This is a genomic window from Halomonas sp. FeN2 (assembly GCF_020595105.1).
In the GTDB taxonomy this organism is placed as follows: Bacteria; Pseudomonadota; Gammaproteobacteria; order Pseudomonadales; family Halomonadaceae; genus Vreelandella; species Vreelandella neptunia.
In genome coordinates this window covers 1255767-1282483 of sequence record NZ_CP074200.1, presented here as the reverse complement: position 1 = coordinate 1282483, position 26717 = coordinate 1255767, and the positions used below count along the sequence as shown (strand labels likewise).

General features: G+C 54.7%; 20 protein-coding genes. 14 read left to right on the top strand and 6 right to left on the bottom strand.

Annotated features, from left to right (window positions below; translation table 11 throughout):
* Positions 1 to 395: 395 nt before the first annotated feature.
* Genes KF947_RS05985 through KF947_RS05975 form a run of 3 tightly spaced genes read right to left on the bottom strand, consistent with a single transcriptional unit; the run spans position 396 to position 3939 of the window.
* Positions 396 to 1622: a nucleoside permease gene (locus KF947_RS05985; protein WP_227405730.1), complete on the bottom strand. Its 1227-nt coding sequence runs from the start codon at positions 1620 to 1622 to the stop codon at positions 396 to 398.
* A 59-nt stretch (positions 1623 to 1681) separates the two neighbouring features.
* On the bottom strand, positions 1682 to 2758 hold the full coding sequence (locus KF947_RS05980; RefSeq protein ID WP_227405729.1) for a sugar phosphate isomerase/epimerase family protein: 1077 nt from the start codon (positions 2756 to 2758) through the stop codon (positions 1682 to 1684).
* Between the two features lie 2 nt (positions 2759 to 2760).
* A complete protein-coding gene (locus KF947_RS05975; RefSeq protein ID WP_227405728.1) occupies positions 2761 to 3939 on the bottom strand; it encodes a Gfo/Idh/MocA family protein in 1179 nt (392 codons plus the stop codon).
* 264 nt (positions 3940 to 4203) lie between these two features.
* On the opposite strand from KF947_RS05975, the gene KF947_RS05970 reads away from it, so the two are divergent.
* From KF947_RS05970 to KF947_RS05915, 12 genes are all read left to right on the top strand, one after another.
* A complete protein-coding gene (locus tag KF947_RS05970) occupies positions 4204 to 5202 on the top strand; it encodes a LacI family DNA-binding transcriptional regulator (RefSeq protein WP_133729802.1) in 999 nt (332 codons plus the stop codon).
* A gap of 107 nt (positions 5203 to 5309) precedes the next feature.
* Positions 5310 to 6320 (top strand): DctP family TRAP transporter solute-binding subunit, encoded by a 1011-nt coding sequence (locus tag KF947_RS05965; protein WP_133729803.1) that lies wholly within the window; start codon positions 5310 to 5312, stop codon positions 6318 to 6320.
* 61 nt (positions 6321 to 6381) lie between these two features.
* Positions 6382 to 6861, top strand: a complete 480-nt coding sequence (locus KF947_RS05960; RefSeq protein ID WP_133729804.1) for a TRAP transporter small permease — start codon at positions 6382 to 6384, stop codon at positions 6859 to 6861.
* Positions 6851 to 8158, top strand: a complete 1308-nt coding sequence (locus KF947_RS05955; RefSeq protein ID WP_133729805.1) for a TRAP transporter large permease — start codon at positions 6851 to 6853, stop codon at positions 8156 to 8158. Before KF947_RS05960 ends, KF947_RS05955 begins: the two co-directional genes overlap by 11 nt.
* A 323-nt stretch (positions 8159 to 8481) precedes the next feature.
* Positions 8482 to 9462 carry a TAXI family TRAP transporter solute-binding subunit gene (locus KF947_RS05950; protein ID WP_227405727.1) on the top strand — a complete coding sequence of 327 codons (981 nt, stop codon included), beginning with the start codon at positions 8482 to 8484 and terminating at the stop codon, positions 9460 to 9462.
* 156 nt (positions 9463 to 9618) lie between these two features.
* Positions 9619 to 12213 (top strand): TRAP transporter permease, encoded by a 2595-nt coding sequence (locus tag KF947_RS05945; protein ID WP_227405726.1) that lies wholly within the window; start codon positions 9619 to 9621, stop codon positions 12211 to 12213.
* A gap of 11 nt (positions 12214 to 12224) precedes the next feature.
* Positions 12225 to 12653, top strand: a complete 429-nt coding sequence (locus tag KF947_RS05940) for a universal stress protein (RefSeq protein ID WP_133729807.1) — start codon at positions 12225 to 12227, stop codon at positions 12651 to 12653.
* Positions 12654 to 12982: 329 nt separating this feature from the next.
* Positions 12983 to 13801 (top strand): DUF2189 domain-containing protein, encoded by an 819-nt coding sequence (locus KF947_RS05935; protein ID WP_227405725.1) that lies wholly within the window; start codon positions 12983 to 12985, stop codon positions 13799 to 13801.
* Positions 13802 to 13966: 165 nt separating this feature from the next.
* A complete protein-coding gene (locus KF947_RS05930) occupies positions 13967 to 14464 on the top strand; it encodes a molybdopterin-dependent oxidoreductase (RefSeq protein WP_133730214.1) in 498 nt (165 codons plus the stop codon).
* Entirely contained in the window at positions 14454 to 16697 is a 2244-nt protein-coding gene (locus KF947_RS05925; RefSeq protein ID WP_227405724.1) for an ATP-binding protein, read from the top strand. The genes KF947_RS05930 and KF947_RS05925 overlap by 11 nt, the downstream gene beginning before the upstream one ends.
* Positions 16678 to 17844, top strand: a complete 1167-nt coding sequence (gene nosP, locus KF947_RS05920; protein ID WP_133729810.1) for a nitric oxide-sensing protein NosP — start codon at positions 16678 to 16680, stop codon at positions 17842 to 17844. Before KF947_RS05925 ends, nosP begins: the two co-directional genes overlap by 20 nt.
* On the top strand, positions 17813 to 19189 hold the full coding sequence (locus tag KF947_RS05915; protein ID WP_227405723.1) for a hybrid sensor histidine kinase/response regulator: 1377 nt from the start codon (positions 17813 to 17815) through the stop codon (positions 19187 to 19189). The genes nosP and KF947_RS05915 overlap by 32 nt, the downstream gene beginning before the upstream one ends.
* A gap of 10 nt (positions 19190 to 19199) precedes the next feature.
* On the opposite strand, the gene KF947_RS05910 is transcribed toward KF947_RS05915, so the two are convergent.
* Complete coding sequence (locus KF947_RS05910) at positions 19200 to 19877, bottom strand: response regulator (protein WP_133729812.1); 678 nt, start codon at positions 19875 to 19877, stop codon at positions 19200 to 19202.
* A gap of 116 nt (positions 19878 to 19993) precedes the next feature.
* Here KF947_RS05910 and KF947_RS05905 point away from each other — a divergent pair, with 116 nt between their 5' ends.
* Both KF947_RS05905 and adhP read left to right on the top strand, forming a co-directional pair.
* Positions 19994 to 21514, top strand: coding sequence for an aldehyde dehydrogenase family protein (locus tag KF947_RS05905; protein ID WP_133729813.1), 1521 nt, complete (start codon positions 19994 to 19996; stop codon positions 21512 to 21514).
* Between the two features lie 137 nt (positions 21515 to 21651).
* Positions 21652 to 22680 carry an alcohol dehydrogenase AdhP gene (adhP, locus tag KF947_RS05900; RefSeq protein WP_041158852.1) on the top strand — a complete coding sequence of 343 codons (1029 nt, stop codon included), beginning with the start codon at positions 21652 to 21654 and terminating at the stop codon, positions 22678 to 22680.
* A 99-nt stretch (positions 22681 to 22779) separates the two neighbouring features.
* Here adhP and dauA read toward each other — a convergent pair whose 3' ends face one another.
* On the bottom strand, positions 22780 to 24507 hold the full coding sequence (gene dauA / locus KF947_RS05895) for a C4-dicarboxylic acid transporter DauA (protein WP_133729814.1): 1728 nt from the start codon (positions 24505 to 24507) through the stop codon (positions 22780 to 22782).
* A gap of 152 nt (positions 24508 to 24659) precedes the next feature.
* A complete protein-coding gene (gene betT / locus KF947_RS05890) occupies positions 24660 to 26708 on the bottom strand; it encodes a choline BCCT transporter BetT (RefSeq protein WP_133729815.1) in 2049 nt (682 codons plus the stop codon).
* Between the last annotated feature and the right edge of the window lie 9 nt (positions 26709 to 26717).

Here is a 26717-nt window from a genome sequence, read left to right as displayed (position 1 = left end):
GCTATGGCAAAATAGAAGTAAAAGAAAGTGGATTTGGTTATGTATTTATTTGTTACGTTTAACCGAAAAGGAGTTTTATGGACGGCTTTTTTGAAGAGATAGGCAGGGGGTTTTTTAGGGGAGTAGGTTACATACTGGCAGAGGTATTCTTCAGAACCATTTGTTACTGGGTTGGCTGGCCAATCTGCAAACTGGTTACTTTGGGAAAATACCCTTCGGCTTCTAAAGTGATATATCTCGATGAGCATAGGAGCCGAGCCGACGGCGCTTGGTGTGCAGTAGTGGGTTTGCTTGCGTTGATTGTGTTGGCGCTGTATCTGTTAGGACAGTTTTCGTACTAAGCTTAGTAAGCCGGGTGCCGCCCACACACCCGGCTGTTTTTTTGCTCTGTATCCTTACACGTTAGGCTTAGCCGTTACGTTTTTATCGTTTTTAAAGGTGAGGAAGAACAATACCAGCACCGCAATAGCAAATGCCGCTGGGAACATCCAGATACCTTGCCAGTCGTGGGCGCCGTTGGTGGAGAAGTGCTCGGTAATCTGACCGGCTACCCAGAAACCTATCAGCATGCCTACCCCGTAAGTGGCCAGCGTAATCATGCCTTGGGCAGAGCTTTTAAACTTCTCCCCTGCGCGGGCATCGGTGTAGATTTGGCCGGTCACGAAGAAGAAGTCGTAGCACACGCCATGCAGCGCAATACCGATCAAGAGCATAAATACCATCTCGTCGGCGTTACCGAACGCAAACAGCGCATAGCGTAGCGCCCAGGCCAGCATGCCGATCAGCAAGGTTTTCTTGATACCAAAGCGGTGAATAAAGACCGGTAGCAGCAGCATAAACAGCACTTCCGATACCTGGCCCAGGGTCATTTTGCCGGTTGGATTGGTTACGCCGATCTCGGCGAGAAAGGGGTTAGCGTTTTGGTAATAAAACGCCAGCGGAATACAAATCAGAATAGAGGCAATAAAGAAGATCGCGTAGTTGCGGTCTTTTAGCAGGGCCAGTGCATCTAGCCCTAGCACTTCTTTTAAGCCGACCGGGCCATCTGCTTTAGGCGGCGTCGCGGGCAGGCTAAAGCTATATAGGCCAAGGGCTAAAGAGGCGATGGCGCACATCAAGAAGGTGTTACGCAGCATGCCGTCTGCGATGCCTTGGGAAGAGTCCCAGGCGAATAAGTAGCTGATCCCCAGACCCGCGATAATCCAGCCAATGGTTCCCCACACGCGGATTTTAGCGAACTCCTGGCCTGGGTCGCTCATTTGGCGGAAGGAGACCGAGTTAACCAGCGCCAGTGTCGGCATGTAGATAATCATATACATCAACACCAGCGGGTAGAAAGTGCTGAAATCGCTTGCGACGTACAGGCCGTACATTAACGCAGCGCCCGCCAAGTGCAGAACACCGAGAATACGCTCGGCGTTGAAATAACGGTCAGCGATCAAGCCAATAATGAAAGGGGCAATAATCGCTCCCCAGGATTGGGTAGAGAAAGCCATGCCAATCTGGCCACCGCTGGCGTTGAGGTTATTGGCCAGGAAGGTGCCCAGGGTGACAAACCAGCCGCCCCAGATAAAGAACTGCAAAAACATCATGATACTGAGTCGGGTGCGTATCATAGCCATGACGTGATCCTTTGTTGTGGTTGTGATTGCTGTCTTGATTTAAAACCGTCAACAGTCAATTAACGGTGTGAAGGAAGACCAAGAATTCGGCGGTTGCGCGAAACACTGGTGGTGACACCGGCAAAATCATCAAAAGCGCGTCCGGCGGGTTGAATCAGATGGGCTTCGATAAAAGGCGCGCCCTCTGCAGCGCCTTGGGCGGCGTCTTTAATGCAGCACTCCCACTCAAGTACCGCCCAGCCATCAAAGCCGTACTGCGTCAGGCGGCTAAAAATCCCGCTGAAATCGATCTGCCCATCGCCTATTGAACGGAAGCGTCCAGGGCGCTCTACCCAACCCTGGTAACCGCCATAAACGCCGCTGCGGCCATTGAGGTTAAATTCAGCGTCTTTAACGTGGAACATGCCGATACGCTCGTGGTAGCGGTCGATAAACTCGAGATAATCCAACTGCTGCAGCAGTAAGTGGCTGGGGTCATAAAGAATTTTCGCCCGTGGATGGTTATCCACTGCCGCCAGGAACTGCTCGAAAGACGCACCGTCGTGAAGATCCTCGCCAGGGTGAATCTCAAAGCACAGATCAACGCCTGCCTCATCAAAGGCATCCAGAATTGGCCGCCACCGCCGGGCCAGCTCGTTGAACCCTTCTTCGACTAGCCCCTCAGGGCGTTGGGGCCAGGGGTAAACAAAGGGCCATAGCAGCGCCCCGGAGAACGTCGCGTGAGCCGTTAAGCCAAGCCGTTGGCTGGCTTTGGCAGCTAGTTTTAGCTCCTCAATGGCCCACTCGGTACGCTCCTGCGGCTTGCCGTGCAGCTCAGCAGGCGCGAAATCATCGAATAAGTCGTTGCAAGCGGGATGCACGGCGACCAGTTGGCCCTGTAAGTGGGTAGAGAGTTCGCTGATCACAACGCCGGCTTGTTCACAGCGGGCGTTTAACTCATCACAGTAACTTTGGCTTTCAGCGGCCTTGTGCAGGTCGATAAAACGACTGTCTGCAGTGGGTAGCTGAATGGCTTGATAGCCCTGTTCGGCCGCCCAGCGAGCGATTCCGTCGAGGCTATCGAAAGGCGCTTCGTCGCCGATAAACTGGGCCAGGAAAATGGCGGGCCCGCGGATGCCTTGATGGGTGTTGGGCATGATTAGGCTCCAGACAGTTGAGTGGCGGGCAGCGGCGTCCATTTCTGTTCGCTTTTGGCGCTGGTGGTGACTGCCTCGATAAATGCCATGCCACGTAGCCCGGAGGCCATGCCGGGAACGCCCTCAACGTCGCCTTGCTTGCCATGATGAATGGCGTGGGCAAAGTCGCGGTAAAGGTTGCCGAGTGCTTCCAGGTACCCTTCGGGGTGGCCGCCGGGTAGGCGCAAGCGCTGCATTGCGCTGGGGAAAAGGTCAGGTTGGTCGATGCCCGCACGGAGGGTGCGCATCGCTGCTTGAAGCGGGCGGTAGAGCAGGCTGTTGGGCTCCATTTGATGCCACTCCAATGCCCCTTTATCACCGTAAAGACGAATTTTGAGTGCATTTTCTTCCCCGCTGCAGACCTGGCTGGCCACCAGGGTGCCGCTGGCGCCTTGATCGGTGCGCAGCAACACATCGCCGTCATCGTCCAATTGGCGTCCGTCGGCGTGGCTGGCAAGCGAGGCGCATAGCTCGCTAACACGATGCCCGGAAATAAACTCGGCGAGGCCAAAAGCGTGGGTGCCAATATCGGCCATGCAGCCGCTGATACCTGCGAGCGAAGGGTCGGTGCGCCAAGCGGCCTGTTTATTACCCTGCTGTTCTAAACGCTCGCCTAGCCAGCCTTGGGGGTACTCCACATGAATTTTGCGAATACTACCTATTTGGCCCTCGCTCACCATCTCCCGGGCTTGCCATACCATGGGGTAGCCTAAGTAGGTATGCGCCAAGCCATACAGGCAGCCACTGGCCTGCCAGCTTTCTGCTAAGCGCTGAGCTTCTTGGAGTGAGACTGCCGCCGGTTTTTCGCAAAACACATGAAAGCCTGCCTGCATGGCCGCTTCCGCGATCGGTACGTGAAGATGGTTAGGCGTTACGATCACCAATAACTGCATGCGCTGTTCGACGGGAAGTTGCTGCTCGCTTTCCAGTAATTGCTGCCAATCAGCGTAAATACGCTCGTCGGGTAGGTGGCAAGCTTCGCCGGTCAGTTGGTTGTTATCCGCCGAGCGGCTAAAGGCGCCACATACCAGCTCGCAGGTGTCGTCAAGACGGGCAGCTAAGCGGTGAACTTGGCCGATAAACGCCCCTTGTCCGCCGCCGATCATGCCTAAGCGGATGCGGGGTTGATTGGTTCGCGGCATAGAGAGGCTCCTGCTTTAATAAAGCTTATGATTTTTCAGGTGGCGCTTGTTCAGGCTGCACGAGTATAGTCGACAATGTAACCGGTTACATTTGGCGTGAAATTAGGGCTTCACGCTATAAGCGTCAATGCGACAAAGGTCTATCGGTGCTTGATAAAGGTTGGAAAATAGCGCGCTGAGTTTAACGCTGGGATACGTTAAGCTGATATCAATAATGCCGCGCAACCACCTGCTTACGGCGATTACCTATTGATAAGGGAGGCCATGACCAATATACGTAAGGTCGCCGAGTTGGCGGGGGTGTCGGTAGCGACCGTATCACGCGCGTTAAAGTCGCCGGATATCGTCTCGCCCACCACCCGGGAAAAAGTGCTGAAGGCCGTTGATCAAGCGGGCTACAAACCTAATTTGATGGCGGTTCAGTTTCGCTCACAGCGCACTTATAACTTAGTGGTTTTGGTACCTACTATCGCCAACACCTTCTTTGCGCGGGTGATTAGCGGTATTCAGGAAGCGGCCCAAGAGCGCGGCTATGGCGTTCTGCTGTGTAACACGCTCGGTAATGAAGCGATGGAAACCCAGTACGCCAGTTTAGTCAGTACCCGCCAGGCCGATGGCGTGATTCAACTGCGTGCGTTTAACCCTTTTTCTGAAAAGGCGTTTCCCGCTGGGGCGGTATTGCCGATGATCAATGCCTGCGAGGTGCTGGACGACGCCCCATGCCCCACCGTCAAGCTCGACAATCGAGCGGCAGCCCGGGAGGCCACCGAGCATTTGATCGCCCTGGGGCATCGTCGAATCGGCATGATTAAAGGGCCTCGTCGCAGCCCTTTGACCCGCGACCGTGAACAAGGCTACCAGGATGCGTTGAGCGCGGCGGGCATTCCGTTAGATGAGAGCCTGCTTTGTCCTGGCGATTTCACGCCACTTTCTGGCTATCAGGCGGCTGAAACGCTTATTGCTTTAGCGGAGCGCCCCTCCGCCATTTTTTGTGAAAGCGATGAAATGGCCATAGGCGCTATAAGCCGTATCAAAGAAGCAGGCCTGCAGATCCCAGAGGATATTTCGGTGGCGGGTTTTGATGATATTGCGTTTGCTTCTTACAGCGACCCGCCGCTGACGACGATTGCCCAACCGGCGGAAGCGTTCGGACGCGAAGCCGTTGCGATGTTGATCGAGGTTCTGGAAGGGAGGCAAGTAGACAATTTGGTGCTGCCTTATACCCTGGTCTCAAGAGCCAGTACTGCAACATGCCGACCTTAGGCGACTTTCTTTCGCGCCCTAAGTGCATACAATAAGTGGGGCTTTCTCGAAAAGCCTCTCAACTGCTGTCCACGCACATCATAAAAATAGCTAAAAAAGGATCTACCATGACGCTGACACGCTCAATGGCTCGTTTAACCGCTGGCTTGGCCGGTGCGGCCCTGCTAACCGCCTCACTTTCTGCACAAGCACGCGAACTCTCGGTTTCTACGGTTTTGTCTGACGCTTTCCCCTGGGGTCAGGCGGCGGAGAAGTGGGCCGAACTCGTTGAGGAGCGTAGCGACGGTGAGTTAACGCTGCGCGTTTACCCCAACTCTCAATTGGTTTCCGGTGACCAAACCCGTGAATTTTCTGCTATGCGCTCCGGTCTGATCGACGCCGCGGTGGGTTCGACCATCAACTGGTCGCCCCAGGTGCCAGAACTTAATTTGTTCTCTTTACCGTTCTTCATTCCTGATGAAGCCGCCGTTGATGCGGTTACCGGTGGTGAAGCGGGAGAGTTGGTTTTTGAAGCAATTGAATCTCGTGGCGTTATCCCGTTAGCCTGGGGTGAAAACGGTTTCCGCCAGGTTTCCAATTCTCGCGGGCCGATTAGCCAGCCAGATGACTTGGACGGCCTGAAAATCCGCGTTGTTGGCTCTCCGCTGTTCCAGGATACCTTCTCGGCTCTCGGCGCCGACCCCACCCAAATGAGCTGGACGGACGCTCAGCCCGCGCTGACCACCGGCGCAGTAGATGGCCAGGAAAATCCGCTTTCGGTGTTTGATGTGGCGCGCATTGATCAAGTTGGCCAGGAGCATTTAACGCTTTGGAACTACATGAATGACCCGCTGATTTTTGCGGTCAATCAGCAGGTATGGCAAACATTGAGCGAAGAGCATCAAACCCTGCTGCGCGAAACCGCGGTAGAAGCCGGTGAGTGGGAAATCGCCATGACTCGTGAAGAGGAGGGCGAGCGTCTTGCGGCGATTAAAGAGCGCGGTGTCACAGTAACCGAGCTTTCCGATGAGCAGTATCAGGCGTTTGTCGATGCCACCCAGTCTGTTTATGAAAAATGGGCGCCGCGGATTGGCGAAGAAGTGGTAGACGCCGCACAAGCCGCTATCGACGCGCGCTAACTACCTTTGATGTTCAAACTCCCGGCCTTTAAAGCTGGGAGTTTTTTGCTGTGAGGCTGCCATGAAAGGCTTTCCTGATGCGCGCCCTGAGCGCTGGCTGGGCGCGCTGGCATTAATCATTATCTCTTTGATTAGTCTTGGTAATGTGATTACTCGCTACTTAACCGGCGGCTCTTTTTCATTTACCGAAGAGTTTTCTGTGTTTTTGTTGGTGGTGCTGACCTTTGCGGGTGCCTCGGTGGCGCTGCGGCGTAACCGCCATATTCGTATTGGCTTTTTGGAACGGGCATTGCCGCCCAAGTACCGCCGCGCGCTGATTTTATTTCAAGCGCTTTGTGGTTTCACCGTGCTGGGTTTGATCACCTGGTACGGCGGCAAGATGGCTTGGCAAGAGTATCAGTGGGAGTCGCTGTCACCTGGGCTTGGCTTGCCTCAGTGGTGGTATTTAGTCTGGCTGCCCGTGCTTTCTGCAGCCATGGTGTGGCGCTTATGCCAGCAAACCGCGGATCGTTTAACGGGGAGGCTCACCGATGAGCCCTGATGTGTGGATGATTCTGGCGTTTGCGGGACTGCTGATAGCGGGGGTGCCGGTAGCGTTTTCACTGGCGCTCTCCGGGGCCGTTGGCATCGTGCTGGGTTTGTCACCGGACATGCTCGCAACGATGGGTACCAATACCTACAACAGTATTGCCAAGTACCCCTTGATTGCGATTCCGCTGTTTATCTTAACCGGGCTTATTTTTGAGCGCTCTGGAGTGGCGCTGCGGTTAGTGCGTTTTGCCCAGGCGCTGATTGGCCCGCGCCACGGTGGTCTGGCGTTGGTGGCGGTGCTGGTGTGTATGATCATGGGCGGTATGAGCGGCTCAGGCCCTGCTGATGCGGCGGCGGTTGCGATGGTGATGCTGCCGAGTATGACTAAAGCGGGCTACCCCAAGCCGTTTTCCGCCACGCTGATTGCCGCATCGGCATCTACCGCCATTCTCATTCCCCCTTCGGTGGCACTGATTCTCTACTCGATTGTGGTGCCGGGCGTCGATTTACGCGCACTTTTCGCAGCGGGGTTGTTTCCCGGTATTCTGGCCGGGCTGGCGCTACTGGTGCCCGCTATGCTCGTTTCCAAACGCTACGGTTGGGAGGGCGGCACACCTAAAGAGGGGGCTGAAAGGCTAAGTGTGCGCTCCACTTTTAAACAGGCGATACCGGCGCTGTTTGCACCGGTGCTGATTTTGGGTGGTTTGCGTTCAGGGCTGTTTACACCCACCGAGGCGGCCGTGGTAGCCGTTGCCTATGGTGCGATTGTCGGTCTTTTTCTAACCCGCGAGCTGTCGCTGCGCGATTTATGGGAGCTATTGGGTGAGGCGGCGATTATTTCCGGCGTAGTCATGCTGATTATCGCTCTGGCGGGGATTTTTGCCTGGGCCGGCACCATGCTGGGCACCTTCCGCCACTTGGCTGAGTGGATCATTAGCCTGACAGGTAACGGCGTGCTGCTGCTAATCCTGGTAATGCTGGCGGTGCTGGTCGCGGGGATGCTGTTGGATGCGATCTCTATTTATCTGATCATGATGCCGATTTTGATCCCCGTAATGCAGCATTTTGAGTGGAACCCGGTGTGGTTTGGGATTCTATTGGCGATGAATATTGCCATTGGCCAATTTACCCCGCCGGTGGCGGTGAATTTGATGGTGACCACCGAAGTGGCCAAAATTCGTTTAGAGCAGACCATCGGATGGGCGCTGTTATTTGTCGTTGCAATGGGCTGTGCGCTAGCGCTGGTGGCAATCTTCCCCGCTATCGCGCTGTGGCTGCCGCGCGTTTTGGGCTATAACGTTGATTAATTTTGCTTACCCTTTTGCTTACCCTATGCAAAAGCGGTATAGCAGTTAACGCTCCCTAAACGATGAAGACCGCTACACTGAGTATTAGACGACTGCGAAATTCATTATTTAGCGTATTACATTTCGCTAATTAGGTTTTTTTCGCTAAAGTAGTGTTAGCAGGCAGCCATGGCTCGCCTGTAACCGTTTGTCTTGAAAATAGAATGTCTTAAAAACGTTTTGGGTCAAGGGTACCTGAGGGAACGGTTCATCAGGTGAGACCAAAGCGCGCGATGCTCGTAACATCAAATACGCTCATAACATCAATACAAAGAGGTGTGTTCATGAAACGCCATGTATTTTCCACTACTGCCTTCTCCGGTGCGCTACTTGCCGCCGCTGCCTTCGCCTCACCAGCAATGGCACAGGATGACGAGCAATTCATCACCATCGGCACCGGTGGCCAAACCGGCGTTTACTACGTCGTGGGTCAGTCGATCTGCCGTTTGGTAAATCGTCTCGAAGACAGCGATATTAAGTGTAATGCTCCTTCTACCGGCGGCTCTGTTGCCAATATCAATGGCATTAAGTCTGGTGAGCTGGACATGGGTGTTGCTCAATCCGATGTTCAGTATCAAGCCTACAATGGTACTGGCAATTTTGAAGGCGAGCCCTACGAAGAGCTGCGTGCGGTATTCCGTGTCCACGGTGAGCCGTTGACGCTGCTTGCGCGGGCTGACTCTGGCATCGAGACGCTTGATGATTTGGAAGGCAAGCGCGTCAATATTGGTAATCCGGGTTCTGGCCAGCGCAACACCATGGAAGTGGTGATGGACGCCAAGGGCTGGACTGAAGATACCTTCTCTCTGGCATCTCAGCTTGATGCTGCCGAGCAGGCGGCGGCACTCGCTGATAATAACGTCGATGCCATGGTATACGTGGTAGGTCATCCCAATGGCTCCATTCAGGAAGCGACCACCACCGTTGAAGCTCGTCTGATTCCGTTGAACGACGAAGACATTCAAGGCATCGTCGATGAATATCCTTACTACTCCGCATCGGTCATTCCGGGTGGTCTGTATCGCGGCAATGATGAAGATGTCGAAACCTTCGGCGTGGCAGCGACCTTTGTCACCACCGCTGAGGCTGACGACGAAGTGATCTATCAGACCGTTAAGGCGGTTTTTGACAACTTCGATCGTTTCAAGCGTTTACATCCTGCCTTCGAGAATCTTGTGCCGGAAGAGATGGTGACTCAAGGTCTTTCCGCACCGTTGCACGATGGGGCAGCGCGTTATTACCGTGAACAAGGCTGGATTGAGTAATCCAAGGTCTAAGGTATTAATGCCTTAGTAAGAAATGCGCGGTTACCCAAGGGTGCCGCGCATTTTGGTTTAGAATGTTGATAGGGCGTTTAGAATGTTGATAGGGCATTTCGATATGGCAATGATGCGTCAATCGACTCGGAGCGGGGCAGGCAGATGACAGACGATAAGAACAGGCCTTCGGGAGATGGAGTAGACTTGGAGGATATGGTCGCCTCCAGCGACACTGGAGCCCGCAAGCCAGCCGGCATGCCTGGTAAGCTTTTGGTAAGCATTGCGGCAGTGTGGTCTCTTTTTCAATTGTGGATAGCATCGCCAATACCCTTCGTTCTTGGGTTTGGCGTATTTAGTGCCACTGAAGCCCGTTCTATTCACTTGGCCTTCGCGCTTTTTCTGGCGTATATGGCCTACCCAGCACTTAAGCGCTCTCCGCGCGACCGTGTTCCGATTCAGGATTGGGTGCTTGCAGCAGCGGCAGCGTTTTGTGGCGCTTACATGTTTATGTTTTACGAGCAGTTATCCCAGCGCCCCGGCGCGCCGATACTCCAGGACGTTATTATTGGTATAGCCGGGATACTGCTGCTGCTGGAGGCGACGCGTCGAGCGCTTGGCCCACCGTTAATGATTGTGGCCTCGGTTTTTCTTCTCTATAGCCTGGCTGGCCCTTGGATGCCGGGTATTCTTTCCCATGGTGGAGTGAGCCTTTTTGGCTTGATTAACCACCAGTGGTTGACGACTCAGGGGGTCTTCGGTATCGCCCTGGGGGTATCAACCAGCTTCGTGTTCCTGTTTGTGTTGTTCGGTGCCCTGCTCGATAAGGCTGGCGCTGGCAATTACTTTATCAAGGTGGCGTTCTCGTTACTGGGTCACTATCGCGGTGGGCCGGCAAAAGCTGCTGTGGTGGCCTCGGCCATGACCGGTCTGATTTCCGGCTCCTCGATTGCCAATGTGGTAACCACCGGTACTTTTACGGTGCCGATGATGAAACGCGTTGGGTTTTCCGCGGAAAAGGCGGGTGCTGTCGAAGTGGCATCATCGGTCAATGGTCAGATTATGCCTCCGGTTATGGGGGCGGCCGCTTTCTTGATGGTCGAGTATGTGGGTATCTCTTATGTTGAGGTGATTAAGCATGCCTTCCTGCCCGCGCTGATCTCCTATATTGCGTTGGTCTACATCGTTCACCTTGAGGCCCTCAAGGCCAATATGCAGGGGCTGCAAAGCAGTAACCCACCTAAGCCACTGGTCAATAAAGTGATCGGCTTTCTCGGTGGTTTGCTACTGATGATGGTCACCGCCCTGGCTGTTTATTACGGACTTGGCTGGCTCAAGCCGGTACTGGGGGATGCAACCCCCTGGGTGGTAGCTGTTGGACTTACGGTCATTTATATTGCCCTGCTCAAGTTGGCAGCCGGTTACCCCGAGCTCGAACTTGATGACCCTAATGAGCCGATCTATTCCCTGCCGCAAACTAAGCCGACGGTGCTGGTAGGTTTGCAATATATCCTGCCGGTCATTGTGCTGGTCTGGTGTCTAATGGTGGAGCGTTTGTCGCCGGGGCTGTCAGCTTTCTGGGCCACTGTTTTCATGATCTTTATCATTCTTACCCAGCGACCCATCACGTCAATCTTTCGCGGACGCAGCGATATGAGGGCTGATCTTCAGGAAGGCGTGATGGATCTTTGGAATGGCCTGGTCACCGGTGCCCGCAACATGATTGGCATCGGCATTGCTACAGCTACCGCCGGTATCATCGTCGGTGCCGTCTCCCAGACCGGGGTAGGGCTAGTGCTGGCCGAGGTGGTGGAAACACTGGCCATGGGCAACCTGATGCTCATCTTACTGCTTACCGCAGTGCTTAGCTTGATCCTCGGTATGGGGCTGCCTACGACAGCAAACTACATCGTCGTATCGGCACTATTGGCGCCGGTCATCGTCAACCTGGGCGCTGAAAATGGCTTACTGGTACCATTGATTGCGGTGCACCTATTCGTATTCTACTTCGGCATCATGGCCGACGTTACCCCGCCGGTGGGGCTGGCCTCCTTTGCGGCGGCGGCAGTCTCCGGTGGTGATCCCATTCGAACCGGTTTCCAGGCGTTCTATTACAGCCTTCGTACCGCGGCGCTGCCGTTTCTGTTTATCTTTAATACCGATCTGCTACTTATCGATGTGACCTTCCTTCAGGGGGTGCTGATCTTTGTGGTGTCGACCATCGCCATGCTGATTTTCGCCGCCGCGACCCAGGGCTTTATGATTACGCGCAACCGCTGGTATGAGTCTATCGTGCTGCTACTGATTGCGTTCACGCTGTTCCGGCCCGGTTTCTGGATGGATATGATTCATGACCCCTATGAATCCATCCCGCCCGCACAATTCGTCGAAGCGCTAGGTGATGTGGACGAAGACTCTACTTTGCGTTTGCAAATTGCGGGTCTTGATGATTATGGCGATCCCATGACCACTTACATGACGCTACCGGTACCGGAAGGCGAAACAGGGCAGGAGCGTCTCGATAACCTGGGCATGGAGCTCTTTATTGAGGATGGCAAGGCCACCGTTGATATGGTGACCTACGGTAGCCAAGCGGCAGAGCTCGGTTTCGATTTCGATCAAGAAATTATCGAGGTTCTGGCCCCCGTCGACCGTTGGACTAAGGAGCTAATGTGGATCCCTGCCTTCTTGGTCTTTGGGCTGATTGTATTGATGCAGCGTCGGCGTCGTGATAACACGCAAGCTGCTGCCACTGCATGAAGGAGAGTGCCATGTACAGCAAGATTATGTTACCTGTGGATCTTAACGAGGAGTCTTCCTGGTCAAAGGCGCTGCCCACAGCCCTGACGCTATGTCGCACTTTCGGCGCCTCGCTTCATGTACTCACGGTGCTGCCGGACTATCGTATGCCCATGGTGGGCTCCTACTTTCCCAAGGACTTCGCTAAAAAAGCACATGTGGCGATCAGCGATGCGCTTCATGAGTTCATTAAGACGAATGTGCCTGACGATATTCAGGTGCAAAGTGTCATTGTGGATGGCTCCCCATGGGAGGCCATCATCAAGGCTGGTAAGAAATTGGACGTCGACCTAATCGTCATGGCCTCCCACAATAAGCGGAAGTTTGTCGATTATGTTCTCGGCCCCAACGCCGAGCACGTGGTGCACCATGCCAAGATGTCGGTAATGATTGTGCGCTAAATAGTCAAAGCGTCACGTAAGAAAAACTAAAAACTCCGGGCAGCAGCTGCTCGGAGTTTTTTTATGGCTATTTATAGCGCTTTTTGACTACATCTGTTTTTGCTAACGCAGCAATTTAATTGGCGCTTTTCAGCTGTTTCGTGGATTTTTTGTACGCGTATATCAAAGTGCCACCCTACAGGAGCTTTGGTCAGCTACATTAAGAGTGTATTAATAAATAATGTTAAGCCATTAACTTGGTATTAATACCATCGGCGAGCACAAGCGTTGATGCGTTAGAGGTAAATCCTGAATCCAGGGTCTATATCAGGAACAACAGGAGTGATGCCATGAATGCGGCTACAACAAAAACAAATCACCATGCGGATCAGCCCAGCGTTAAAATTAGTATCAATAAGGTCGGATTGGATCGGCCAAGGGCGTGGTTGGCGGCTGGCGTAGAGGATTTTCGCCGGGCGACGGTAGTGAGCCTCTCTTATGGCATGTTTTGGGTGGGGTTGAGTATTGCTATTACCCTAGGTGCGTTCACGCTGGGGTATTGGTACTGGCTACTGCCGATGATTGCCGGGTTTATGTTTATTGGCCCATTGGTAGCCGTTGGTTCTTATGGGATCAGCCGGGCATTAGAGCGAGGGCAGGTGCCTAATCTAGGCGATGCGTTTGGCAGTTGGAAGCCCCATGCCGGTCAGTTGGCGATGATGGGCGTCATGATGATGATTTTCTTCCTTGCCTGGATTCGTTTGGCTACGCTGCTGTTCGCGCTCTTTTTCGGTTTTGAAGTGCCTAGCCCCGCTTCGCTCTATACGGCGCTGCTAACCACCTCAGAAGGCTTGGGTATGTTGGCAGTGGGTACAGTCGCCGGCGGGATTTTAGCTTTTGGCGCCTTCGCCATCAGCGTTGTAGCGATTCCCACCCTGATGGATCAAGATCTAACCTTTATGGAAGGTATAGAAGCGAGCGTACGCTGTGTCGCGCGTAATTTTCGTGTGATGCTGTTATGGGCGGTGATTCTTACCCTGTGTGTGTTGGTGGGGGTGATGACGTTCTATATTGGTTTGGCGCTGATCTTGCCAGTATTAGGCCACGCCAGCTGGCACGCTTATGAAGAGTTAGTGCGCTTTGAACCCTTTGAGAAGATTAAATCGTAACTCAACGGTAAACACTTAATAACGCTTCAGTGACGAAAAAAACAGTATTTGCCCTGACCTAATCAAGGAGATGGCGTAATCTTTACGCTATCTTCTTTCGTTGTTCCTGGGTGAGGTAGCCTGCGAGCGATCCTGTGTGAGGTGTTTACTGTGAAAGCGTTGTTAATGGGGTGGGTCGTGCTGATGTTCAGCACTCCCCTGGCGGGGCTTGCGGAATCAACTGGTAAGCTAGACGTGCCTGACGGGCCCGTTATTTTGACGGTCAGCGGTAATATTGACCATACGAACGTTGGGAGTGAGGCTCAGTTTGACCGGGCCATGTTAGCGGCTTTGCCACAGCACGAGTTTGAGACCAGCACGCCTTGGACAGAGGGCAGTAGCTACTACAGTGGCCCTTTAATGCGTGATTTGCTGGCGTTATTAAGCCCAGAGTGTGAGGTGGTTCACGTTTCCGCGCTGAACGGCTATGAAGCCGAAATTCCGGTCAGTGATTTTAATGATTATGATGTTATCTTAGCTATAGCAAAGGATGGTGAGGCGATACCCATTCGCGAATATGGCCCTTTATGGGTGCTTTATCCCTTCGATCAAGATGAAACGCTATTAAGCGAACAAATACGCTTTAGAGCGGTATGGCAGGTTATGCATATTAATGTTCTCTAGCGCTTCTAATGCACAGGCCTCAAGCCTACTACGTTATCCTCGTCGTTTTAAGCTCGTTGCGATTGTTGCGGTGTTACTGTTCGCTGCGGCACTGGTCGTTGCCACCCTAGCTGCTTGGCGGCAGGAAAATCTCACTCAAAGCTTGCGGGAAGACACCGCTTGGGTTGTCTATAAACTGGATCGAGATGCGGTACAGCTACTCAACCATTTGTTGGCAGTGACTCGGAAGCCGTTATCACCGCAGGCCCACGATGAGCTAAATCTTCGCTTTGAGTTGCTCTATAGCCGTATAACGCTGCTTAACGACGGCGAAGTCAGCAACCTCATGCAACAGATTGATGCTGCCCGTGAGCTATTAGGCCAAATTCAGCAGCAGCTTGATGTGCTAGACATCATGTTTGAACCCTTTGGCGTGCTTGATCAATTACCTGTAGCTGCGCTAGAAGATGAACTACAGGAACTAACACGGCTAACAGAACGTTTGGTTATCGCGATTAACGGATATTTAGCAGAGTCTGCTACTGAAGAGCGTGCTCAACTCAGTCTGCTTTATAAGCTACTCATGGGTCTGATTATTGGCATGAGCTTAGCCGCCTTTCTGGTGATTGTCTTTTTGGTGCGTGAAATGCGCGAGAGCACGGCGATAAGGCGGAATCAGGAGAAGCTTGGCCGACAGTTGGAAGTCACCGCCAAACAGGCTCAGGCGGCGAATCAAGCCAAGTCAGACTTTTTAGCGATGGTCAGCCATGAAATTCGCACGCCGCTGAACGGCGTTATCGGCATGAGTGAGCTACTGCGTGAATCAGCGAGCCCGGCGCAAGTAGAAGATTACGCCAATACGATTCACGATAGCGCCAATCAATTGTTGGCCATGATCAATGAGATCCTCGATTTCTCAAAAATCGAAGCAGGGCACTTAACCCTTGAAACATCGCCCACGGAACTCAAGCCGCTGGTCGATAGTGTGGTGGTTCTATTTGCGCCCCGAGCCAAAATGAAAGGATTAGCGCTGAAGGTTAATGTAGATGCGCTGGTACCCGCGTGGGTGCTGGTCGATGCAGGTCGATTGCGGCAAATTTTGCTTAATCTTATTGCTAATGCGATCAAGTTCACCGATCAAGGCGAAGTCAGCATACAAGTCTCCTCCACCGTGGAGCACTTACTGTTTGAGATTAGCGACACGGGGTGTGGTCTAAGCGAAGAGCAACAGCAACGCCTTTTTGAGCCTTTTCAGCAGGCTGATGAATCAGTGGCACGTCGGTTTGGCGGCACGGGGCTAGGACTAGCAATTTGCAAGCGGTTAAGCGAAGCCATGCAAGGGCGTTTAGGGGTAAAAAGTCAGTTAGGTCAAGGTAGCACCTTCTGGTGCGAGTTACCCTTGATCACCGCTGACCCTATCACCACATCGCTGCCCCCAGCGCCCAAACGGGATTTTACCGGCACCACGCTATTGCTAGTAGAGGATAACGCCGTAAACCGCAAAGTCGCGATGGGCCTATTGGCACGCTTGGGTTGCGATATAATCTGGGCCGAGAGTGGTCATGATGCCTTGGCCATGGCCCAGACGCAGCAGGTGCATCTGATCTTTATGGACATCCAATTGCCTGATATGGATGGGTTAACTGTGACTAGGCGTTTGCGTGAACAAGGTGGGTGGTTAGCCAGTGTGCCGATCGTCGCTATGACGGCCGGTGGCGCCGAAGATGACCGTAAACGCTGCTTGGCTGCGGGTATGGATGATTACATCACCAAGCCACTGTCGCTCTCGGCATTAAGTAATGTACTGGCGTTGCAGCTTTTTGCGACCCCGGAGGCATCTTTAAAGGCGTTAACGGTATCTCCGACGCTAACCGGAGAGCAGTCGTTGCTAAATGGCGACACTCTTCGCATGTTGAAGACAACGCTAGGCGAAGCGAGCATGATTCAGCTAATCATGCTTTACCACCAGCAAGTCAGTGATTACTCCGCTCAACTGGCTTCTTGCTTGGCTGCAACTCCATTAACGTCAGAACAGGAGCAGCAGATCGCTCGGCTCGCCCACCAGTTGCGTGGCGAGTCATTGAGTATGGGGGCCGACCAGCTTGCCGAGCTGGCAAAGCAGCTTGAGCTATTAGCCAAAACCCAGCGGGCCACATCAGAGCAGCTTGATGAAGCGTTCAGCACGTTAAGGCTTGCAGCGGCGCATACGCATTCCGCGCTGGAGAGGTGGAGCCGTGACCACTTATCAAGTTAAACAAGGTGTTACCACAGCGGCCAGTGAGCAGACCAATCCTTGCCGGGCTGCTGAGGAGCTAGCAGGCGCCTTGCGCCACGAACACTTGGGGTTTGTACTGTTCTTCTGCAGCGCGGAGTATGATTTAGACGCCCTGGCGGATGCATTGGAAAGTAGCTTCCCCACCACGCCGCTAAGTGGCTGTACCACCGCTGGGGAAATAACCCCTGAAGGCTATGATCGCGGTTCTATCGTGGCGATAGGGTTTGATCGCCGTTTGTTTGCCATTGAAACGGCCCTGATCGACGACCTTAACCATTTTGAGTTGGCCGACGCTCAGCCGCTGGTCGATACGCTATTGGAGCGTTGTCGCCAACAAGCCATCGCACCGATCAACGAGCACAGCTTTGCTTTGACCTTATTGGATGGCTTATCCAGCCGTGAAGAGCAAGTGCTCGCCACTTTGGATGCCGCGCTAGGGCGTATCCCCAGTTTTGGTGGTTCAGCAGGCGACGATAATCACCTTAGCCATACCCATGTGTATACCGCAGGACGTTTTCATACCCGAGCGGCGGTAGTCGTGATGATTAACACGCGACTACCCTTTGAAGTGTTTTCGACCCACCATTTGATTCCATTGGCTCATAAGCTTGTAGTCACCGAGGCTGACCGTGAGCAGCGGCGAGTGATAGAGCTCAATGGTTTGCCTGCCGCCCAGGTGTATGCTGAGTTAGTCGGTGTGACTCCAGAGCGGCTGAGTGCCGCCGTTTTCGCCCACCACCCATTGGCGGTACGCATCGGCGGGCAGCACTATGTGCGCTCAATCCAGGGTGTCAATAACGACGGTAGTTTGAGCTTTTACTGCGCAGTGGAAAACGGCATTGTATTAACTGCCATGCAGCCAACACCGCTACTGGATGACTTGAAAGTGATGCTTGCGGGAGTTAGTGCAAGGCTTGGGACGCCGAGTATGATTATTGGCTGCGACTGCTTTCTGCGCAGGATGGAGCTCGAAGCACTGAAGCAACTGGATCAGGCGTCACAACTGCTGCGCCTAGCAGGCGTGGTGGGGTTCAATACCTATGGCGAACAGCATCACGGCATGCATGTGAATCAAACGTTTACGGGGGTGGCGTTTGGATCTCTTCCAGCTAACCATAAACACTGACACGGCAGATGCCGCAGCGCTGCGGGAAGATAACCGCCGCCTCCGTAAAGTGTGCCAAGCGCTGATGGAACGGGTGGAAACGGAAAGCGGTGCCGACCCCGCGCCCTATGCCGCGTTCGAGCGCTCGGTGTTACTTGCCGAACAGGTACGTGAGCGGACCGACGCGCTGCACCGCACCTTAGATGAGCTAAGCCAAGTCAATACACGCCTACTGGCCGCGAAAGCCGAAGCGGAAGCCGCGAACCTATCCAAAACGAAATTCCTGGCGGCGGTCAGCCACGACCTTCTGCAGCCACTCAACGCCGCTCGGCTGTTTGCCAGCGCGTTAGAAACCCACTCGCTTCCTGACGCCTCACAGGCTCTGGTCGGCCATATTGGTCGCTCGCTGAAGGATGTAGAAGGCTTGATAGGCACGCTGGTGGATATCTCGCGCTTGGATGCTGGCGTACTTCATGCCGATAAAGCGCCCTTCGCGGTGAGCACCCTATTAGATGCGCTAGCCGAGGAGTATCGCCAAGTGGCCGGGGTGCGTGGGTTGGCACTGCACTACGTGCCTTCCAGTGCGGTGGTCGAATCGGATCTGGCGTTGCTTGCACGAGTGATCCGCAACTTCTTAAGCAATGCGGTGCGCTACACCGAGCAGGGTCGCGTGCTGCTGGGGTGTCGGCGGCGGCGGCATGGGTTGGAAATCACGGTGGGCGATACTGGCCCTGGGATTCCCGAGCAGCAGCGGGAAGCAATCTTTCTCGAATTTCGCCGCGCTAACCAGCCCAACGGTGCTCATAGCCGCGGCTTGGGGCTGGGACTGGCCATCGTCGACCGTATCAGCGCCATGCTGGAGCAGCCGATTTCGCTCGCCTCTCGCCCTGGCGCGGGCGCGCTATTTTCGATCACCGTGCCCTACGCAACCGCGGCGACCCCCGCAGGGCAAAGCACTCACAACACGCCATTGCTTGATGATACAGAGAATCCGTTAAGCGGCTGTGTCATTTGGGTGATTGATGATGACCTGGCAATTATAGAAGGCATGCAGGCACTGCTGGGCAGTTGGGGGTGTCGGGTACGCGCCGCCGCCACTGCGAGCGCGTTGGAGGCCGCTAGCGACGGTGAACGCCCAGCAGTGCTACTGGTGGATTACCATTTGGGCGATCACCGCGAAACCGGTATTGAGTTGGCCGCGCGACTGCAGCGCCGTTATCCAGGCCTGGCAGCGGTAGTGATTACTGCCAATCACGAGGCGGAGATTAAGCGCGCAACCCGCGAAGCAGACATGCACTGCTTGCTCAAACCCCTAAAGCCCCTGCGGTTGCGCATGCTGCTGGGCACACTACTCAATAAGGCCTAACGGATGTCGCTTAGCGAGTGCGATTGGCCCGGTGAAAGCTTAGATCCTCCTCACCTGCGATAACAATGGCGTGAACCCGGCTCGTGGCATTTAACTTGCGCAGAATTGCCGAGACATGGGTCTTAACGGTGGTTTCGGCAATCAACAACTCCCGGGCGATATGCTTGTTCGACATGCCTGTCGTCATGCAAGCCAACACCTCTAACTGCTTATCGGTTAAGCGTGCTAAACGCTCGCTGTTCGAAGAAGCATTAATGGCGGAGGGGGGCGAAGAGGCGCGTGGTGCGGGGCGACGCATGACGTCGGGCGGTAGGTAGAGCTGGCCTTCAAGAATCTGCGTTAACGCGGCCAGCAGCGTTTCCCGGGGCGTGGACTTAGGAATATAGCCCACCGCGCCCAGGGTAATGGCATCAAGCACTAGTTGGCGCTCTTGATGCGCAGATACAATGGCCACCGGCAGCGAGGGAAATTCCTCGCGCAGCCGTGTTAGTCCCTCTAGCCCCTCCGCATCCGGTAGGCTTAAATCCAGCAGCAGTAGATCTAACTCAACGTTCGCTTCAATCAGCGCTATCGCATCAGCGAGGCTCTCCGCTTCCAATAGCTGGCTACCTGCCAAGCCCCCGCTAATCACGGTTTGTAGCGCATCGCGGAAAAGCGGATGGTCATCCGCCACCAACAGGGAATACATGGCGTCTCCTACCAAGGGATGAGGGCTAATCCTGCCATCGGGCTATATCGCCATTTGCTTTAGTGAACAACACTGTCCATGCACCTTTAATAATCATAATACGCAGGAGCAATACAATGATCTACGCCAACCCTGGTGATACCGGTTCTGTGGTGTCATTTGAAAAACGTTACGGCAACTATATCGGCGGCGAGTTTGTTGCCCCGGTGAAAGGCCAATACTTCGATAATATTAGTCCCGTGAATGGTCACGTCTTCTGTGAAATCCCTCGCTCAACGGCAGAAGATATCGATAAAGCGCTGGACGCGGCCCACAAAGCGGCACCTGCCTGGGGGAAAACCTCCGTTCAAGAGCGTAGCAATATTCTGCTGAAAATTGCTGACCGCATTGAGCAAAACCTTGAAGCCCTCGCGGTGGCTGAAACCTGGGATAACGGCAAAGCCGTACGTGAAACCCTGAACGCCGATATTCCACTAGCCGTTGACCATTTCCGCTACTTTGCGGGCTGCTTGCGTTCGCAAGAGGGCACCGCGGCGGATATCGATGCTAACACCGTCTCCTACCACTTCCATGAGCCATTGGGCGTGGTGGGGCAAATTATTCCCTGGAACTTCCCGATCCTTATGGCCGCCTGGAAGCTGGCGCCTGCACTGGCGGCGGGTAACTGCGTGGTCTTGAAGCCAGCGGAACAAACCCCTGCGTCGATTTTGAAAGTGATGGAAGTGATTGGTGATCTGCTGCCACCTGGCGTGCTCAATATCGTCAACGGCTTTGGTGCCGAGGCAGGACAAGCGTTGGCGAGCAGCAAGCGCATCGCCAAAATCGCCTTTACCGGCTCTACCCCCGTGGGCTCGCATATTCTGAAGTGCGCGGCGGAAAATATTATCCCATCCACCGTAGAGCTAGGCGGCAAGTCCCCCAATATCTACTTCGCCGACATCATGAACGCCGAACCGACCTTTATTGATAAAGCGGTCGAAGGCTTAGTGCTGGCGTTCTTTAACCAGGGCGAAGTGTGTACTTGCCCCTCTCGCGCGCTGATCCAGGAGAGCATGTACGACCAATTCATGGCCAAGGTGATCGAGCGCACCCAAACCATCAAGCGCGGTAACCCCCTGGATACCGATGTTCAGGTGGGTGCCCAGGCTTCCCAAGAGCAGTTCGATAAGATCATGTCGTACATGGATATCGCCCGGGATGAAGGTGCGGAGTTCCTCACCGGCGGCAATAAAGAGACCATGGACGACAGCATCAACGATGGTTACTACATTCAGCCCACGCTGCTGAAGGGTAACAACCAGATGCGTGTCTTCCAGGAAGAAATCTTTGGCCCGGTCGTGGCAGTCACTACCTTCAAGGATGAAGAGGAAGCCCTGGCGATTGCCAACGACACCGAGTTCGGCCTGGGCGCAGGCGTGTGGAGCCGTGATATCAACGTCGCCTTCCGCATGGGCCGTGGCATCCAAGCCGGGCGCGTTTGGACCAACTGTTACCACCAGTATCCCGCCCATGCAGCCTTTGGTGGTTACAAGAAATCTGGCGTTGGCCGGGAAACTCACAAAGTCGCCCTCGAACACTATCAGCAAACCAAAAACCTGCTGGTCAGCTACGACATCAACCCGCTGGGCTTCTTCTAAGCTGCCCCGTTTTTCTATGTATAGCTAGCCACACCGCCCGGCATCAGCCGGGCGGGATTGTCAGTCCCCCTGACGCTGACTCTACCGATAAGAGCCGTTTTTAAATGGCCGTATCGAAAACTATTAGGAGTTGCATCATGGATAGCACAATGCGCGCGGCGGTCGTTCGTGAGTTTGGCCAGCCGTTGGTTATAGAAGAAGTCGACGTACCTCGCCCTAAGCAGGGCGAAGTGTTGATGAAAGTGGCCGCCTCTGGGGTTTGCCATACTGATTTACACGCTGCCCATGGCGATTGGCCGGTAAAACCCTCGCCACCGTTTATTCCAGGGCACGAAGGCGTTGGGCATATCGTGGCGGTGGGTGAAGGCGTGACCCATGTCAAAGAGGGTGATCGTATCGGTGTGCCCTGGCTCTACTCGGCCTGCGGCTATTGCGAGCACTGTTTAGGCGGTTGGGAGACGCTGTGCGAGTCCCAGCAGAATACCGGCTACAGTGTTAACGGCGGGTTCGCGGACTACACCTTAGCGGATGCAGGCTATGTAGGACGCTTGCCAGATGCCGTTGATTTTATCGAAATCGCCCCGGTGCTGTGTGCCGGCGTAACGGTTTATAAGGGCCTAAAGATGACCGATACCCGCCCCGGTCAGTGGGTGGTGATTTCGGGTATTGGTGGCCTGGGCCATATGGCGGTGCAGTACGCTAAAGCCATGGGCCTGAACGTTGCTGCAGTGGACATTGATGACGGCAAGCTAGCCTTGGCCGAGCGCTTGGGTGCCACGGTAACCGTCAACGCTATGAAAACCGACCCAGCGGCGTACCTGAAGAAAACCATTGGTGGTGCTCACGGGGCCTTGGTGACAGCGGTGTCGCCGAAGGCGTTTGATCAAGCGCAGAATATGCTACGCCGCGGCGGCACACTGGTGCTTAATGGCCTACCACCGGGAGACTTCCCGCTGCCAATCTTTAGCACAGTGCTCAATGGCATTACCATACGTGGCTCTATCGTTGGCACGCGCAGTGACCTGCAGGAAGCGTTGGATTTCGCTGCCGAAGGCAAGGTTAAGGCCACGGTCGCAACCGATACGCTGGATAATATCAACGATGTCTTCCAGCGCATGATCGACGGCAAGATCGAAGGCCGCATCGTGTTGGACATGGCGAGCTAACAGCCAGCCAGTGGATGTTGCACCAGGGGGAGAAGACTCCCCCTTTTTAATCTCGAACTTGTCACTGAACAGTCGCTATTTAATCCTTTCCGCTTTCCATCAGCTCAGCCAACGGCGTGCCATACGCTCGGCGTGGGCAAGGTTGCTGGTGACAGCTAATTTACCTGCTTCGCGCTTAATGCCCGCGCGTTTGATTTTCAGTGCCATGCGAGGCGGTAATCCTACAAACATCACCCCTACGTTATGCTCGCCCAGCTCGCGGCGCAGCGTATCCAACGCCACCATGGCGGTGGTATCCAGGCTGGGCACATCGCGCATATCCAGCACAACTATCCGTACGCTGTGATCAATCATTCTGAGTGTGGCAATGGCCTTTTCTGCGGCGCCAAAAAACAGCGGGCCACTGATTTTATACAGCGCCACTTCCGGCGGGAAGCTTTCGCCGGTATCGGGTGCGGCCAAGCGTTGGGTATGAGTCAACTGTGCCATACGACGTATAAACAGCGCGGCGGCTAGGCCAATACCCACGGCCACCGCAATCACCATGTCAAAAATCACTGTTAGCGCAAAGCAGATCACCAGCACTGATACATCGCTGGCGGGGGCGCTTTTTAGCGTATGCACAAAGTGGCGCGCCTCGCTCATGTTCCAGGCAATGATAAACAGTAGGGCGGCCAGAGCGGCCATGGGTACATATCCCAGTACTCCCGCGAGCACAACCACGGCAAGTAGTACCACTACGGAATGCACCACCGCAGCGACAGGTGAAAAGGCACCGCTTTTGATATTGGTCGCGGTGCGGGCAAGGGCCGCTGTGGCGGTAATGCCGCCGAAGAAGGGCACCACCATATTGCCCAGCCCCTGGCCAATTAGCTCTGCATTGGGATCATGGCGGGTACGAGTTAAGCCATCTGCCACCACGGCACACAGCAGTGACTCAATGGCCGCCAGCAGTGCAATCGCCAATGCCGGGCCAAGCAGCGCCTGAATCAGTGCAAAGTTGATCTCAAGTGGGGTGCCATCTGCGCCGGGAAAATGCCACGGCGCGGTGAAGCTAGGCGCAAAGGGGGGGATTCCACTGCCGCTCTCACCTTCGAACTCCCAGCTAAACCGTGAAGCGATGGTATCGACTTCAACACCACCCATCAGCAATAGCGCAGCCGCTACCGTGCCCACCGCCAAACCTACCAGCGGGGCAGGTACAGGCGTATTCAGGCGGGGCCAGATTAACAGCGTCGCCAGGGTGATAAGCCCAACACTGATCTCTGCTGGTGAAAGTGTGGGTAGCGCCTGGCCAATCAGCATTAGGTTCTGCAGGGTGCTGTCGCCAAGCTCGACCCCGGATAAACCGAGAAAGTCAGGTAGTTGCAACAGCGCAATCACCACGCCAATGCCCGCCGTAAAGCCGAGAATGACCGGGTAGGGCACGTACTGAATCAGGCTTCCCAGCCGCGAAAGCCCCAGCGCGACTAAAATAGCGCCCGCCATGAGCGTGGCAATCAGCAGCCCACCCAGGCCGTGGTTGGCCACGATGGGAAACAGAATCACCACAAATGCGGCGGTGGGGCCGGAGATATTAAACCGCGAACCGCCGGTTAAGGCGATCACCGCGCCTGCCACGATGGCAGTGTATAGCCCGTGCTGAGGTGGCACGCCAGTAGCGATGGCCAGCGCCATGGAAAGCGGTACCGCCACCACACCAATCGTCAGCCCCGCCATTACATCCCGCTTGAATTTGGCCAGCGTATACCCTTCACGCCAGGCGTTAACCAACGCGCGGCCAGGCATCGGGAAAACGTATCCTGAAGATTGATGGACACGGGACATAGGGTCTGCCTCCTAAAAATAGGGAAAACAAGCCATTACGCTACGCCTGCGGTGAAATTTGCACAACAAGTCGTTAGTCGCGGAGTCGTTCGCGCATAAAAAAATCCCAGCCGCTTGGCTGGGATTTTTTTAGGCTAAGCGCAGATGCTTATTTATATCTGCGAGTCTTCAGGCGGTTCGCCGATGGTGCCAGGCATCGCCTGCACATGGCCCATCTGCTCACCGGCCAAGGTGAGGAAGTGTAAGTGGCGCTCATACTCAGCTACTAAATCACCAATCACCTGACCACGGGTGTAGCCGTTTAGGTCTTTCTCTTGACCCCCTTCCGCCAAGTAGACATCCAGACGTACATAGAAGTCGTCATCGGCCGGGATGAAGCTTGGTGTGCGCATGCGGTGTGGGCAGACCTGATAGACAAAGCTGGTGGCTTCGCCGAAGTCGACCTGAAGGGTCAAGTTCGGCAGCGCCTCGCCCTCAACGTGCTCTTCGGTCACATTGGCGGTTTGGCCACGGCTTTCAAGCTCCTGAGCAAACTGCGTCATCGCTGGGCGAATGGAGTGCTCAATCGTCGCAGCGGCGCCCGCACGATTAGAGGTATCCAGGGCGCGATCCAGGCGCTCCCGCCAGTCTCCACCGGGCGCGCCACCAGCAATCATGCGGCGGGCATCGGCTTTTTTGCCTTCCAGTTTCAGCGCTTTATACATACCCACCATCACTGCGAAAATAACTAATGAGAAGGGCAGTGCGGTGATAACGACGGCACTCTGAAGCGCGTTCAAGCCACCGGCCATTAGAAGGGCGATAGTGATCAAGCCGATGACTGCTGACCAGAAAATACGCAGCTTTACCGGCGCATCGTGGTTCACGTCGCTCAAAATAGAGGTGAAGTTAGCCAGAACCAGCGCCCCTGAGTCCGCTGAGGTAATAAAGAAGACGATGCCCAGCACGGTGACAACTGCCGCGGTTAGGCCAACGTAAGGATAGTACTCAAGCAGTGTGTAGAGCGTGGTTTGCGGGGTGTTAAGGGCCTGCTCACCCAGCTCGGCCACACCTTGGTTGGCGACCAGCTCGATGCCGCTATTACCAAATACCGACATCCATACCATCATAAAGGCCAGCGGAATAAACAAGGCGCCTGCGACAAACTCACGAATGGTACGGCCACGGGAGATGCGGGCCAGGAAAAGGCCGACGAAGGGTGTCCAGGCAATCCACCAGCCCCAGAAGAAGACCGTCCACCACATCTTCCACTCTTGGGCGCCCTCATCGGCAAAGGCGTAGGTATCAAAGCTTGCACCGACAAAGCCGGACAGATAATCACCGGCGTTATTGACCACTTTATCCAGCAGTACCAGGGTGTCGCCGGAAAAGAGCACAAACAGCATCAGCGCCAATGCCAGCAGCATGTTGAACTCGGAGAGGCGGCGAATGCCTTTCTCAACCCCGGTCACCACAGAAATCGTTGCTAATACCACCACCAGTACGATCAAAATCACCTGCACGGTGAGCGTTTCCGGCACGCCGAACATATAGGTGAGGCCGTAGTTGAGCTGCATTACCCCGATACCCAGACTGGTAGCAATGCCGAACACGGTAGAAATAACCGCGGTAATGTCCACCGCGTTGCCAATGGGGCCGTGAATGCGCTTACCCAGTATCGGGTAGAGCGCGCTGCGGATTGCCAACGGCAGGCGGTGGCGGTAGCTAAAGTAGGCCAGCGCCATACCCATCAACACGTACAGCCCCCAGCCGGAGAGCCCCCAGTGCAGATAGGTTTGAACGACGGCGTTACGCATCGCAGCTTGGCTCTCCGGGGTTAAATCCGGCGGTGCCAAATAGTGGGCCACTGGCTCGGCAACGCTGAAAAACAGCAGGTCGATCCCAATACCCGCGGCAAACAGCATGGCTGACCAGGAGAGTAGCGAAAACTCGGGTCGTGAGTGATCGGGCCCTAGGCGAATACTGCCAAAGCGTGACATGCCAATAGCGACCACAAATGTCAGGTAGGCAACGATCGCCAGCATGTAGTACCAGCCAAAGGTTTTGCTGACCCAGGCAAGCCCGGCATCAAAAAAAGCGCCGGCTTGCTCGGTGAACAGCATCGTAAGCACTAAAAAGATAAGAATACCGGCCACGCTGCCGTGGAAAACCACGGGATTGAGGCGGTCTCGGGAGGGGAGGATGGGATTGTCTTTCGCCATGCAGGCGGA

What these genes read in the sequence shown, in the direction of transcription:
- KF947_RS05985 (WP_227405730.1), bottom strand. Translation starts at nt 1,622, where the DNA reads ATGGCTATGATACGCACCCGACTCAGTATCATGATGTTTTTGCAGTTC.
- KF947_RS05980 (WP_227405729.1), bottom strand. Translation starts at nt 2,758, where the DNA reads ATGCCCAACACCCATCAAGGCATCCGCGGGCCCGCCATTTTCCTGGCC.
- KF947_RS05975 (WP_227405728.1), bottom strand. Translation starts at nt 3,939, where the DNA reads ATGCCGCGAACCAATCAACCCCGCATCCGCTTAGGCATGATCGGCGGC.
- KF947_RS05970 (WP_133729802.1), top strand. Translation starts at nt 4,204, where the DNA reads ATGACCAATATACGTAAGGTCGCCGAGTTGGCGGGGGTGTCGGTAGCG.
- KF947_RS05965 (WP_133729803.1), top strand. Translation starts at nt 5,310, where the DNA reads ATGACGCTGACACGCTCAATGGCTCGTTTAACCGCTGGCTTGGCCGGT.
- KF947_RS05960 (WP_133729804.1), top strand. Translation starts at nt 6,382, where the DNA reads ATGAAAGGCTTTCCTGATGCGCGCCCTGAGCGCTGGCTGGGCGCGCTG.
- KF947_RS05955 (WP_133729805.1), top strand. Translation starts at nt 6,851, where the DNA reads ATGAGCCCTGATGTGTGGATGATTCTGGCGTTTGCGGGACTGCTGATA.
- KF947_RS05950 (WP_227405727.1), top strand. Translation starts at nt 8,482, where the DNA reads ATGAAACGCCATGTATTTTCCACTACTGCCTTCTCCGGTGCGCTACTT.
- KF947_RS05945 (WP_227405726.1), top strand. Translation starts at nt 9,619, where the DNA reads ATGACAGACGATAAGAACAGGCCTTCGGGAGATGGAGTAGACTTGGAG.
- KF947_RS05940 (WP_133729807.1), top strand. Translation starts at nt 12,225, where the DNA reads ATGTACAGCAAGATTATGTTACCTGTGGATCTTAACGAGGAGTCTTCC.
- KF947_RS05935 (WP_227405725.1), top strand. Translation starts at nt 12,983, where the DNA reads ATGAATGCGGCTACAACAAAAACAAATCACCATGCGGATCAGCCCAGC.
- KF947_RS05930 (WP_133730214.1), top strand. Translation starts at nt 13,967, where the DNA reads ATGGGGTGGGTCGTGCTGATGTTCAGCACTCCCCTGGCGGGGCTTGCG.
- KF947_RS05925 (WP_227405724.1), top strand. Translation starts at nt 14,454, where the DNA reads ATGTTCTCTAGCGCTTCTAATGCACAGGCCTCAAGCCTACTACGTTAT.
- KF947_RS05910 (WP_133729812.1), bottom strand. Translation starts at nt 19,877, where the DNA reads ATGTATTCCCTGTTGGTGGCGGATGACCATCCGCTTTTCCGCGATGCG.
- KF947_RS05905 (WP_133729813.1), top strand. Translation starts at nt 19,994, where the DNA reads ATGATCTACGCCAACCCTGGTGATACCGGTTCTGTGGTGTCATTTGAA.
- adhP (WP_041158852.1), top strand. Translation starts at nt 21,652, where the DNA reads ATGGATAGCACAATGCGCGCGGCGGTCGTTCGTGAGTTTGGCCAGCCG.
- dauA (WP_133729814.1), bottom strand. Translation starts at nt 24,507, where the DNA reads ATGTCCCGTGTCCATCAATCTTCAGGATACGTTTTCCCGATGCCTGGC.
- betT (WP_133729815.1), bottom strand. Translation starts at nt 26,708, where the DNA reads ATGGCGAAAGACAATCCCATCCTCCCCTCCCGAGACCGCCTCAATCCC.